Annotated in this window: 13 protein-coding genes; 5 read left to right on the top strand and 8 right to left on the bottom strand. The window is 57.3% G+C overall.

Annotated elements, in window-relative coordinates; genetic code table 11:
- Positions 1–58: 58 nt before the first annotated feature.
- Entirely contained in the window at positions 59–1,180 is a 1,122-nt protein-coding gene (locus BGP77_RS07975) for a PQQ-dependent sugar dehydrogenase (RefSeq protein WP_108164174.1), read from the top strand.
- Here the strand turns inward: BGP77_RS07975 and BGP77_RS07970 are convergent.
- Positions 1,076–1,954, bottom strand: a complete 879-nt coding sequence (locus BGP77_RS07970) for a sulfite exporter TauE/SafE family protein (RefSeq protein ID WP_108164173.1) — start codon at positions 1,952–1,954, stop codon at positions 1,076–1,078. The two genes, BGP77_RS07975 and BGP77_RS07970, sit on opposite strands and share 105 nt — an antisense overlap.
- A gap of 166 nt (positions 1,955–2,120) precedes the next feature.
- Here BGP77_RS07970 and BGP77_RS07965 point away from each other — a divergent pair, with 166 nt between their 5' ends.
- Both BGP77_RS07965 and BGP77_RS07960 read left to right on the top strand, forming a co-directional pair.
- A complete protein-coding gene (locus BGP77_RS07965) occupies positions 2,121–2,699 on the top strand; it encodes a TetR/AcrR family transcriptional regulator (protein ID WP_108164172.1) in 579 nt (192 codons plus the stop codon).
- 52 nt (positions 2,700–2,751) lie between these two features.
- Positions 2,752–3,564, top strand: a complete 813-nt coding sequence (locus BGP77_RS07960; RefSeq protein ID WP_108164171.1) for an SDR family oxidoreductase — start codon at positions 2,752–2,754, stop codon at positions 3,562–3,564.
- A 49-nt stretch (positions 3,565–3,613) separates the two neighbouring features.
- On the opposite strand, the gene BGP77_RS07955 is transcribed toward BGP77_RS07960, so the two are convergent.
- Positions 3,614–4,597, bottom strand: a complete 984-nt coding sequence (locus BGP77_RS07955; RefSeq protein WP_108164170.1) for an isopenicillin N synthase family oxygenase — start codon at positions 4,595–4,597, stop codon at positions 3,614–3,616.
- Between the two features lie 463 nt (positions 4,598–5,060).
- Between BGP77_RS07955 and BGP77_RS07950 the strand changes: the two genes are divergently transcribed.
- Positions 5,061–5,408, top strand: coding sequence for a hypothetical protein (locus BGP77_RS07950; protein ID WP_146171217.1), 348 nt, complete (start codon positions 5,061–5,063; stop codon positions 5,406–5,408).
- A 95-nt stretch (positions 5,409–5,503) separates the two neighbouring features.
- Here BGP77_RS07950 and BGP77_RS07945 read toward each other — a convergent pair whose 3' ends face one another.
- Complete coding sequence (locus BGP77_RS07945) at positions 5,504–6,397, bottom strand: NAD-dependent protein deacetylase (protein WP_108164168.1); 894 nt, start codon at positions 6,395–6,397, stop codon at positions 5,504–5,506.
- A 166-nt stretch (positions 6,398–6,563) separates the two neighbouring features.
- Between BGP77_RS07945 and BGP77_RS07940 the strand changes: the two genes are divergently transcribed.
- Positions 6,564–8,117, top strand: a complete 1,554-nt coding sequence (locus BGP77_RS07940) for an FMN-binding glutamate synthase family protein (RefSeq protein WP_108164167.1) — start codon at positions 6,564–6,566, stop codon at positions 8,115–8,117.
- On the opposite strand, the gene BGP77_RS07935 is transcribed toward BGP77_RS07940, so the two are convergent.
- The 5 genes from BGP77_RS07935 to BGP77_RS07915 all read right to left on the bottom strand — a co-directional run bounded on the left by BGP77_RS07935 (position 8,114) and on the right by BGP77_RS07915 (position 12,596).
- Positions 8,114–9,031 carry a DMT family transporter gene (locus tag BGP77_RS07935; protein ID WP_108164166.1) on the bottom strand — a complete coding sequence of 306 codons (918 nt, stop codon included), beginning with the start codon at positions 9,029–9,031 and terminating at the stop codon, positions 8,114–8,116. The two genes, BGP77_RS07940 and BGP77_RS07935, sit on opposite strands and share 4 nt — an antisense overlap.
- A 99-nt stretch (positions 9,032–9,130) precedes the next feature.
- A complete protein-coding gene (locus BGP77_RS07930) occupies positions 9,131–10,096 on the bottom strand; it encodes a calcium/sodium antiporter (RefSeq protein ID WP_108164165.1) in 966 nt (321 codons plus the stop codon).
- A gap of 60 nt (positions 10,097–10,156) precedes the next feature.
- Entirely contained in the window at positions 10,157–11,326 is a 1,170-nt protein-coding gene (locus BGP77_RS07925; RefSeq protein WP_108164402.1) for an MFS transporter, read from the bottom strand.
- A 135-nt stretch (positions 11,327–11,461) separates the two neighbouring features.
- On the bottom strand, positions 11,462–12,355 hold the full coding sequence (locus BGP77_RS07920; RefSeq protein WP_158269313.1) for a hypothetical protein: 894 nt from the start codon (positions 12,353–12,355) through the stop codon (positions 11,462–11,464).
- A gap of 49 nt (positions 12,356–12,404) precedes the next feature.
- Complete coding sequence (locus BGP77_RS07915; protein ID WP_108164163.1) at positions 12,405–12,596, bottom strand: SHOCT domain-containing protein; 192 nt, start codon at positions 12,594–12,596, stop codon at positions 12,405–12,407.
- Between the last annotated feature and the right edge of the window lie 28 nt (positions 12,597–12,624).

Below are 12,624 nucleotides of genomic sequence, written 5' to 3'. Positions count from 1 at the left end.
AATGACAGTCAGCCGTCCACAGTGAACGACAGATTGCACTGCCGCTGGAGATTCCGAGATGCCGACGCGTTTGCTCGTATTGATCAGTCTTTTGGCCACCGCACTGGCGGTAAATGCTGCGCCGCTTCTCGAAGGTCGCAGTGCTGGCCAGCCATTTGTCGTGGAGTCCGTCGCTGAGGATCTCGGCGTCCCCTGGGGCCTGGCATTTATCGACGACACCTGGCTGGTTATCACGGACCGTAACGGCCGCGCCTGGCGCGTTAACACCCAAAGCGGCGAACGCCAAGCACTGAGCGGGCTGCCTGATGTCGCGGCCCAAGGTCAAGGAGGCCTGCTCGACGTCGCGGTCAGCCCAAGGTTTGCGCAACAACCCTGGCTCTATTTCACCTACAGCAAACCACTCGGCGACCAGGCAGCGACCACGCTCGCACGTGCCCAGTTGAACGGCAGCGAACTGAGCCAATGGCAAGATTTACTGATCACTCAATCCACCACGTCAACCAGCCGTCACTTCGGCAGCCGCATCGCCTTTGATCGTGACGGCCATGTTTTCTTTGGCGTGGGGGACCGAGGCGAACGCCCTAATGGCCAGAATCGGCAAAATCACGCGGGCAGCATTATGCGGCTGAACCTGGACGGCTCCGTGCCCAGCGACAACCCTTTCGTTGGCAACAACGAAGCGCTCGACGAAATCTGGAGCTACGGCCACCGCAATCCACAGGGTTTAACCTTCGACGCCCTAACGGGCCGACTTTGGGAAATTGAGCACGGACCACGCGGTGGTGATGAAATCAACCTGATCATCAAAGGCGCTAACTACGGCTGGCCGGTGGTCTCTCGAGGCCAGGAATACTGGGGGCCGGTCGATGTCGGTGACGACTCACAACCGGGCATGCGCAACGCTGAAAAAGTCTATATTCCATCCATCGCCCCCAGTAGCCTGGTGGTCTATCACGGCGACGCTTTCCCGGCCTGGGAGGGCAACCTGCTGGCTGGAGCCTTGGTATTACGTCACCTGAACCGGGTTATTCTGAGCGAGTCTGGCGACCCCACTGACGAAGAACGCTTGCTGGAATCACTGGATGAACGCATACGGGCGCTGGCCATCAGTCCGGCCGAAGGCTGGCTCTACCTGAGCACCGACAGCGGTAAGCTGTTGCGCTTGCGTCCGGTCGACTGATGACAATCGCACCACGCCATTCACGACCATCGACAACCCGGTTATCAGGATCAGTACAAAGATCAGGCGGCGGAAAGTTTCCAATGAAATTCGATGCCGCAACCGGCGCCCCAAGTTCAAACCGACCAGCGCAGGCACCACCATCAACACCGATACAATCGCATCCTGACCACTCACCAGCCCCTGACCGCCCAGTCCAATGGCCAGAATAAGTCCGCCAAGCAGGAAACTCAGGCTCACCGAAAACACAAAGTCGTCTTTTTCCAGTCCGCAGGCCACCAACGTCTGCAACGCCGGGAACCCAAAGAAGGAGGTGACGCCACCCAGCGCACCACTGATCACTCCGCTGATGCCCAAGGTCCAAGGCTGCCAATGCCGCGGAACCTGAACGGGCTTGGTCAATTGAGAAGCCACCGATACCAGCATCATCGCGCCCACCAGAATCGACAACACGTTACCGCTCAATGCCGCCAACAATTGCACCGACACCGCCAGGGCGGCACTCATACCCAACACCAACGGCCAAACCCGGCGCAACACCGCGCGGCTCGACCAATGCTGAATCAGTTGCACCGTATTGGTCACAAACACCGACACCAATACCCAGCCCATAGCCTGAGGAATGGATGCCCCCAGCACCAGCGTCGATACCGGAATCGACACCATGGGCATGCCAAAACCGGACAGCCCTTTTATGCCGCCCGACAGCAACATCACCGCCGCCAATACCAACACCATCGCAACCGATAACGACAACACAACACCCCCAACCACTTCATCATTCCAATGGCGGCTACCTTACTGAACCCTACCCGGCGCGTCATGAAAGCAAGGCGAACGCTGTGTTGCGAGGCGATAACAACGGACAACAAAACGCTGGACATTCTTTTGAAGCAGGACTAACTTGCATTTCAGAACAGTCATTCTGAAATCAAAGCAGATGCCAAGACAACGCGAATTCAACGAAACCGACGTACTGGAGCAAGCTCTGCCGGTGTTCTGGAAATCCGGTTACAGCGCTACCTCCATTGGCGACATTGTTCATGCCAGCGGCGTCAGCCGCTACGGCCTGTATTCGGCCTTCGGCGAAAAGCATCATCTCTTTGCCCAGGTGATGGATCATTACTCCCGTAAAAACATCACCTTTATGCTCGGGCCCATGGAGCGTGACGGGGCGGGAATGGAATCGATCGAACGCTATTTCGACATCCTCACCGAAACCATCCCCAGCCACGACAAACGACTGGGTTGCCTGATTGGCAATGCCTCCATCGAGCTGGTTAAACCGCATGAGCAAATTGCCGAACGCATCAGCACCCACTTTGAACGAATGCGCGCGGCCTTTGAAAACGCACTGACGGGCGCTTACGCCCAACGCACCGATGTTCTACCCCGGGTTCCCGAGCTCGCCGACTATTTAGTGGGCGTCGCCATGGGTTACCTGCTGTGTTCCAAAGCGGGCTTTTCTGAAGAGCATATCCGCCGTTTCGTGGAGACCTCGATCGAATTGCTGCCCTAATCCATCCGTTTTTTTGAGCATTTCAGAACAGTCATTCTGAAAAGGAGCTGACATGAAAAAGATTGACCCTCACTTCTTTGGCCCCTGGGCCGTCATCACCGGCGCGTCGTCAGGCATTGGGCTCGAATTTGCCCGCCAACTGGCCGCCAACGGCATTAACGTCGCCCTGGTAGCGCGCCGCACGGAGCTGTTGAACCAGCTGGGCCTGAAACTGCAACGCGAATACGGCGTCGAATTCCGCGTCATCACCGCCGATCTGGCAAACGCCGACAGCCTCACCACCGTCCGCGAAGCCACAGCAGATCTGGATGTTGGCCTCTTTGTCAGTTCCGCAGGCGCAGGCTCACCGGCGGCTTTTCTCGATGAGACGCCCAGCAAACAAAGCGCTGTCATTCAGGTCAATATCAGCGCTCAACTGGTATTAACGCGTCACTTTGCCGAACGCCTCATCGAACGCGGGCGCGGCGGCATCGAACTGGTTTCAGCCATGGGCGCCGACCTGGGCTTGCCATTCATGGCCAACGAATCCGGCACCAAAGCCTATTTGCTGATGCTGGGTCGGGCATTGAATTGGGAGTTAAAAAGTCAGGGCGTGCACGTCAGCGTTCTGTTACCCAGCCCAACCGACACGCCCATCATCGAAGCCTTCGGCTTTTCCAAAGACAACATGCCCATGGCACCAATGAGCGTTGAACGGTGCGTTGATGAAGCGCTGGTCGCGCTGCGGAAGAACCGTTCTTCGGTGCTCACCGGTCGTCTCTTCCGCGTCTTGTCCGCAGTGTTGCCAGCATCTCTGATGCGAGCCGTTAACGCCCGAATGCTGGGCAAAGCTGCCAGGCGCCGCGTCGAACTGGGCTTGGTGTGAGTACAGCAATCACCCGCAGCAACTTTCCTCGCTGCGGGTGATTGACGCCTCAAGGCTTAAAGTTTGCGGCGATGCGTTGCTGCAGATAATCCGCCGCGCTGATCGGCGGATACTTTCCCTGCGGACCTTCAATCATCACATTCCGGTTGGCCTGGCAGAAGAACGCCATGCTGTAGCGCGCACCGCGGTCTTCGTCCGCACGCGGCATTCGCACCCGATGCAGCGTTGACTTCAATTGGTCGTCACTCCAGCGCATCAGCATGTCGCCTATATTGCAGGTGATGATGCCATCGCGCGCCGGAACACTGGTCCAGGCTTGCTGTCCCTGAGCATCTTTACCCGGACACAACTGCAACCCGCCCTGACCCGTTCGTTGAAACACCATGGTCAGACAATCAAAGTCCGTATGAGCGCCGGCTCGCCAAATGCCCGGCCCGGTTTCCGCGTTATCCAGCGGCAAGTAATGCAGCAGACGCAGGGTGCTTTGATAATCCGGTTGTGCCCAGTCGTGTGCCTCAGTAAAGAAGTCCGCCGCAAACCCCAGCCGTTGCGCAAAACAACCGAGCACCTTCATGCCCAACGCCCAACATGCACGTTCAAACGCCAACAATTGCGGTTGGAACTCCGGCAATGACGCAGGCCAAATGCCGTCCATATGCGGCCGGGTCATCTGATACGACTCTTTCTGGTCCAGTGTGCCCGTCGAAGGTCTTTTCTGGGTACGGAACTCCCAGCCTGCATTCAAGCCCGACTTCAACGCGCAGCCAGCTTTTTCTGGCTCCGGCAACGCAAAAAACCGCTCCGACAGCGCAAAGGCGTTATCAATGTCCTGCTGCGCCAAGCCGTGACCCGTTAACTGAAAGAAACCCACTTCAGTCGCCGCGGCCCACAAGGCATCGACAATCGCATCGCGGCGGTTATCGAAATCACTCAGGTCGATGAGCGGAACCGTACGATCGTTTGTCTCCACGCCTTCGCCACCGAGGGTCGACTCAAAACGCAGTTCTTCGAGGGTGTAATCCGATGTATTCATAGGGGTTCTCCATCATTCCAAGGAGCAATGCCTGACACAGCGGTCTGCCGCTTCTGCCCCAAAATCATTGAGCCAGCCTTGAACGAGGAAAACAGAGGGAAGGTATGAGCATGTCGTCAGCATCAGCGCCCGGCAGCCACCCTGTCCGTCCGATCCGCCTTTTCGACTGACCATCCGACAGCGAGCAATGCCCGGGTTTCATCCAACCTGACCGCTTCTACTCAATGTTGGCGAGATCACAGCAATGCTCGTGCCAGCGAACAACGCCGCGAAATATCCAGCGCACCGGACATTCGCTTCCGATACACTGCCCCGCCTGACAGCAAATACCCCGCTAAGACGCACCAAAAACAGGCAGTCTCAGTCGGGGTTGCTGATGCCAAAATACTGTATTAATATCCAGTATCGAATATCGAACCAAGGGCAGCCCTTTCACTGGCTGCCTCCATCCGGGAGTTGGAACGTGGATTATCAACTGATAGGAAAGACCTTGGAAAACGCCGGCAAAGACATCCAGAAACTGAACAACAAGCTCGACAAAATCCTGGAAAAACTGCTTGAAGTCGAAGCCATCGAAGAGCGCAAAACCGAAGCGGTCGAACACATCCAGGCCGATCGCATTGGCGACGCCATCGAACTGCTCAAACTGGTGGAGAAAGATCAGGTCAAGGCCGAAAACCTGAAAGCCGAAGAAGCAGAGTTGCGTACTCAGTTGGAAGCTGCTCGCGAAGTGGCTGCCAAAGCCGCCGCCGGTGACGTGGAAGCCAGCACCTTAAAAGCGGTCCCGAACGCCGACAGCGACGCGGCCTGATCCTAGGGATCAACACACCGTCTGCCATCCCCTGGCCGCAGCAGCGGCCACCCTGTCCCGGAACGCTCTCATCGTTCCGGGATTTTTTTGACCATTCAAAACGACAACTGCTCAACCGCAACCGACAACGCCTCGGCAATGCGCGTGTTCAGTTTTAAATCCACCAACGGATCGGCTCGGGTACGCCCCAGATTCAACACCGCCAACGACTGTCCGGCTTTATGCGCCTGGCGACAAAAGCGGAAGCCCGAGTACACCATCACCGACGAACCCACCACCAGCAACGCATCCGACTGCGCCAACTGCGCAAACACTTGATCCACGCGCTCACGCGGCACGTTATCGCCAAAGAACACCACATCCGGCTTTAACACACCCTCGCAGTGCGGGCAGGCGGCGACTTCAAACTGGCTGAAATCAACTTCCAGGTCAGCATCGCCATCGGGCGCGGCCTGAGCACGGTAGTGATGAAACGCCGGGTTCAGCTCATGGCAGCGGTCATGCACCTCGGTGCGCGAACACTGATAACCGCAGTTCATGCAAATCACCGCGTCGGCACGGCCGTGCAGATCAATCACATTCTGACTACCCGCCTGCTGATGCAGGCCATCCACATTCTGGGTCACCAAACCGGTCAGAAAACCTCGCCCTTCCAGCTCGGCCAAATAACGATGCGCCGGATTGGGTCGCGCCTGGCTCATCACCGGCCAGCCAATCAGGCTGCGTCCCCAATACCGCTGGCGCATGGCCTCATCGCTCATGAAAATTTGATGCTGCACCGGCGGCTTACGCTTCCAGCCACCCTGGTCATCGCGGTAATCGGGAATGCCCGAATCGGTACTCACACCGGCGCCGGTCAACACCAGCGTTCGCGGATGGCGTTCAAGGAATCGAGCCAGTTGCTCACCCGCGCTCTGGCTGTCGAGCAACGGTTCGGGTTCGAGCAGAGGCGGCAGCTGTACGCTGCGCACAGGCGAATGCAATGTCATGAGGTTTCCATTGGCAATGGCGGATCAGACCTTAGTTAATAAGGTCAGTTACGCTCAGGTCAATTATCCGGATGACTCAGACCACACATCGACCTCGCCGGTTTTAACGGCGCCGCCTGCCGCCATTTTTGCTAGGCTGTCGGCTTCAAGTCCGAGGAGAGTCTGGATGAGCAGTTCCTATACCCAGTTAGGCCTGACCTTATTGGCCATAGCGGGCCTATTGATCGTCGCGGCGATCGTTGTGTTAAGTCTGATTTTAATCGTCCTCTACATCCGTGACCGGCGTCAGCAAACTCACACCATTCGCCGTAACTACCCCATCCTCGGTCGCTTTCGCTATTTGTTCGAACACCTGGGTGAATTCTTCCGCCAGTACTTCTTCGCCATGGACCGTGAAGAACTGCCGTTCAATCGCGCCGAACGCTCCTGGGTGTATCGTGCAGCCAAGAATCTCGACAACACCATCGCCTTTGGGTCCACCCGCTCGCTAGAACCCATCGGCTCGGTATTCTTTATGAACGACGCCTTCCCAACCCTGGAAGACAGCGCCGATCACCCACTGCCGATTACCATCGGCCCCGACGCCCAACAGCCTTACCAGCCCAGATCTTTCTTCAATATTTCCGGCATGAGTTATGGCGCGCTCTCGGAACCGGCGGTGCGGGCTTTGTCATTTGGAGCCGCCAAGGCCGGTTGCTGGATGAACACCGGCGAAGGCGCTTTATCGCGGTTCCATCTGGAAGGCGGCTGCGATCTGGTGTTTCAGATTGGCACCGCCAAATACGGCGTGCGCGATAAAAACGGCAATCTCAGCGATGAAAAATTGCGCGAGGTGGCCGCTCACGACACGGTGCGAATGTTTGAAATCAAGCTCAGCCAGGGCGCCAAACCGGGCAAAGGCGGCATCCTGCCCGGCGAGAAAGTCACCGAAGAAATCGCCCGCGCCCGCGGCATTCCCGAAGGCGAAGATTCCATCAGCCCGAACCGTCACCTCGACATCGAACACAGCGACGACCTGCTCGATATGATCCTGCGCGTGCGCACGGTCACCGGTAAACCGGTCGGTTTCAAATGCGTGCTGGGTGAAACGAGTTGGTTGGTGGCGTTGCTGCGCCGGGTCAAAGAACGCGGCCTGGAATTCGCGCCCGACTTTATTACCCTCGACAGCGCCGACGGCGGCACCGGCGCGGCGCCCCAGCCGCTGATGGACTACGTCGGTTTACCCATTAAAGAAAGCCTGCCCTGGCTCATCGACACACTCAAAGCCGAAGGTTTGCGCGAGCGCATTAAAGTCGTCGCCTCCGGCAAATTAATGGTGCCGTCGAAAGTCGGCTGGGCGTTAGCCACCGGCGCCGATTTTATTGTCTCGGCACGTGGCTTCATGTTCGCGCTCGGTTGTGTGCAATCGCTGCAATGCAACCGCAACACCTGCCCCACCGGCGTCACCACCCACGACCCTCGCTTGCAGCGTGGTCTGGTTCCGGCCGACAAAGCCGAGCGGGTCGCGCACTACCACGCTCAAATGGTGCATTTCTTAGGGATTCTGGCGCATTCGTGCGGCGTGGCCGGACCGCGAGAACTGGCGCGTAAACACGTGCGCATCGTCACTCAAAGCGGAGTTTCCATGCCGCTCGATACCTTCTATCAGCGCCACATTCCGCTCACCATGATCGAACCCAGCCAAAGCCCGGAGCAACGAAAAGTACCGGTGCAATCTTAATGACGCGCCAGGCTCAACCAGATGATGCCGCTGAGCACGATGGCACCGCCGATCAGTTGCCACAGCGACAACATCTGACCGAGCACCAGAAACCCAAGAATCAGCGACGCCACCGGTTCGAAGTTCATCACCGGGGCGTTGCGCGCCATATCCAGACGCGGCACCAGCACGAACAACACCGTCGAACCGGTCCCGTAAAACACGGCCAGCAGCGCTAATCCAATCCAACCTTGAGACGTCGCGGGCAGGTCTAAGCCACCCGGTACCAGATTAAACACACCACCGACGACCATCACCACCAGCACCGTAGTCATGGTAAAAACCGAGCGAACCGCACCGGGCATGCCCGCCAATTTATTGTCCGTGGTCCAGATCGCCACGGTAAAAAAGCACGCCGCCGCTAATGCAAAGCACACACCGGGCAACCAATCCGGTCCCATGGCAGTCGGGTCCGATAACCAGGCGGGCACATCGAGCACCAAGACCACACCGATCAAAATAACCGTCATGATCAGCACCAATCGCCCCGAAGGCCGCTTACCACTGACCACCCAGTTCAGCAGCGCCAGCAATATCGGCCAGGTGTTCACCATCAGCAACGCCACCGCCACCGGCACACGGGCGACGGCCGAATACAGACACAGGCTCTGGCCGGTAATCATCAGCCCGAGCAAAATCTGCCAGCCTCGCTTGCCCGCGGGTACGCGAAACGCATGACGCTGCCACAACGCCAGCGATGTCATGATCAATAACGCCATCGTGCCGCGCGTCAAAATCGCCAGCAGCAAACCCGTGCCATGATCGAAAGCCAGCCGCGCCGACACATGATTGGCCGCAAAAAAACTCGCCGCGAGCATCAAAATGGTGATTGCCAAGGGGCGGGAAATAACAGCAGGAGAGGAAGCATTGGGCATGGAAAATCGACTCAATCGGTGCAGCAAAGGCGCAGCTTATCATTCGAGACCGGTGTTCGTTCGATACGGAGCGTTGCAATCCACGCGCAGCGACGGGAATTACGCCGAAACCACCAGCCAGAGGGTATAACCGACGAACACCGCCAACAGCAGACTGCCCTCCCAGCGATTGATGCGCCCGGCCTTACCCCGGCGCCCCATACCCAGCAGAAACAGCGCCAGGGTCAGCGCCACTAATACAATCGCATCGCGTGACAACAACACCGGCTCTGCCTGGAGTGGACGAATCAAGCCCGCCAACCCCAGCACTGCGAGAATATTGAAGAGGTTCGAGCCCAACACATTGCCCAGCGCCAGATCGTGCTCACCACGACGCGCGGCCAAAATCGACGACGCCAACTCCGGTAACGACGTGCCAATGGCAACAATGGTTAAGCCAATCACCAGATCACTGACGCCCAACCGGGTGGCCACCGACACCGCACCCCACACCAGCAAGCGCGAACTGAGCACCAGCACCACCAGACCCACCACCAACCAGAACACCGCACGCCCGACTGGAAGTTGTTGCTGCGCCAGATCCTGATTCACGACGTCGGCTAAAGGATCCTCAGGCGTACGACCCGCCTGCCACAGCATCCAGCCAATCAACGCCGCAAATACCAGCAGCAGAGCCAGGGCATCCTTGCGGTCGATCACGCCATCCAACAACAAACCCAGGGTCAGCAGAGTGACCGCCACCAGAACCGGTAACTCAATGCGCAACACACGCGACTGCACTGCTATTGGAGAGATGAGCGCCGTGACCCCCAAAATAAGCGCAATATTGGTGATGTTAGAACCAACGGCATTGCCCAGCGCCAAGCCACTCTGGCCCTGCCAGGCTGCCAGCGCCGATACGGTCAGCTCCGGCGCAGAGGTTCCAAAACCAACCACCACCATGCCAATGATCAGCGGCGACCAACCCAGATAACGCGCCGTGACCGACGCGCCCAATACAAAGCGATCCGCGCTCCACACCAACAAAGCCAAACCGGCCACAATCGCCAGACCAAACAGCATCATGATTCACTCCAACGTTCGCACAAACGGAGCCGGGCTATCCCGCAGACCAGCCATGCGCCGTTACGCCGGCGCAGACTCCGGAACGGATGAACGACGCATCGCGCGACCGGTCATCAACACCAGCAAAGCGTTCACCGCAATCACCAGCGCACCGGCAACCGGAATCCAGTTCATCGACAACCCCAGACTGATCACCACACCACCCAGCGCCGCGCCCACCGCATTGCCCAGATTGAACGCACTCTGGTTCAGCGTCGATGCCAGATTCGGTGCATCGCCCGCCTGATCGACCACCAACAATTGCAGCAACGGCACAATGGAAAACGACAGCGCAGCCCAGACAAAAATCGCCAGCACCGCCAGCGGCAGCCAACCAATCACCACCGCCAATACCAGCAATGACAGTGCAATGCCGACCATCAACCACGCCAGCACCGGAATCAAAGCCCGATGCCCCAAGCGCCCGCCAAGAATGGAACCCGCGGTCAGGCCAAGCCCATAAACGCCCATCACCAGACTGATCCACAACCCACCAATGCCGGTCACATCACGCAGCATTGGCTCAATAAACGTCACCACGGTGAACATCGACACCGACGCCAAAGCGCTCAACCCCAATGCCAGCAGCACCGGCGCCTGACGCAGCACCCGGAACTCGCCAACAATACCACCGACGCTCGGTTTCAGACCCGTCGGCAACCAACGCAACAGCGCTAGCACTGCAATCACACCGATCACCACCACGCAGGCAAAGGTCGCCCGCCAGCCAAATGCCTGACCGATGGCCGCACCGGAAGGTACACCCATTACATTCGCCAGCGTCAAACCGGCAAACACCAGCGATATCGCCTGACCGCGTTTTTCCGGTACCGCCAGACTGGCCGCCGTAACCGCCGCGATGCCAAAAAAAGCGCCGTGTGAAAACGCCGTGACCACGCGCGCCACCATCAAACTCCAGTAATTCGGCGCCAAGGCGCAGAGCACGTTACCGAGCAGGAAAATACCGATCAGCACAATCAAGGTCGGCCGACGCGGCCAGCGCGCGGTAACCACCGCTAAAATCGGACCACCAACGACCACGCCCAGCGCATAGCTCGACACCAGATGGCCCGCAGCCGGAATAGTGACGTTCAGATCCGCCGCCACCGACGACAGCAAACCCAGAATGACGAACTCGGTTGTGCCAATGCCAAAAGCGGCAATGGCCAGAGCGATAATAGGCAACGACATGAAAGCCTCGTAGGGCAGAAACAACAGCGAGAGATTGGGCTGATCTACAGCGTTACCCAGGCTGGGTAACGGCGGCATGTTATCACGGTGCGGGGCTAGCGTTCGTGAACTTTGCGTTTCATAAAGTGACCGGGCTCAGTCAGACCCATTTGCTGGCTCGTGGTCTTCGGCCATCGATTGCAAATCCCCCCAGACCTTACGTTCAAAACTGGACAACGCATCGTCCTGACTCGGCGGCGCTTGGTCATAGCAAACAGTCAGACGATAGAGCTGCACTTCAGTTTCGCTACCAAACGCTCGAATAATGATATCGGCGGTGTCTAAATAGCGATTCATAACCCCCTCTTTTTCAAACACATAATGAGAGGTACAACGCTCAGCCGGAATCAGCGTGTGAATTTTTTTGTAATACAGTAAATTCCCTTGGTGGCTGGCCGACACGTCATAACCTAGGGTGTCAAATCGCGCCAACAGATCTTCTTCAGAGAGTCCCACTGAGTAGTAGACCGATTCATCCGAATAGGAGTAACTCAAAGTGTGTTGTTCACGAAGCGTTTGATGCATTGGATCGACCACACTGGTGGCCGCAATACTGAATACTGCCAGTGGTAACACCACGGGCAACCATCGCTGCTTTTGATTCCAAGTCGAATAACGCAACGAATAATGGCGATATAACGGCAACACAAAAAGTGCGAATCCATCGGAAAAATCAACGACCCGGTCAATAGTCAGCGGCGATAGCTGATTAAACCACTGGATAAAAGGCTCAGATAATTCGCTTTTCCAAATTAAAAAGGCTGCGGCAATAATGAGAATCAGAGTGCGCCCAAAGCCGAAAAAGAACGCCAAGAATCCGGAAAACACAACCAAGCCCGTCACATCGGACAACTTACCGGTAAAGGCATTGCCCCAAGCCGTTTTCAAATAGAAATCATTAACCAACAACACACTCAGGCAAAAAAGATAAACCGGGTTCACGACAAACCCGCTGCTGGTGCGTCGCTTCAATGCACTTAAGACGGTCATGAAAATCAGTTGAGCCAACCGAGGAAAATAACGTCATCCAACTCAATCATCAGGCGTCGTCACTTTCATCCCGGCGTGTCTTGGGAACCACGGTGGGCGTCGCGGACTGAGTGTTGCGCGGCCGGGTGGTGTCGTCGTCGTCCACGCCGCCGAGCAAGTCCATACGGGCACGGCGATACTCTTCTTTGCTCAGAGCTCCGTTGGCGTACTGACGTGATAAAGTTTTCAGATTCGCTGGCATGGTTATTATTCCCGACACCTGTTCTTGT

The sequence above is a fragment of the Saccharospirillum sp. MSK14-1 genome (assembly GCF_003054965.1).
In the GTDB taxonomy this organism is placed as follows: Bacteria; Pseudomonadota; Gammaproteobacteria; order Pseudomonadales; family Natronospirillaceae; genus Saccharospirillum.
This window is presented reverse-complemented; position numbering and strand designations above follow the sequence as displayed.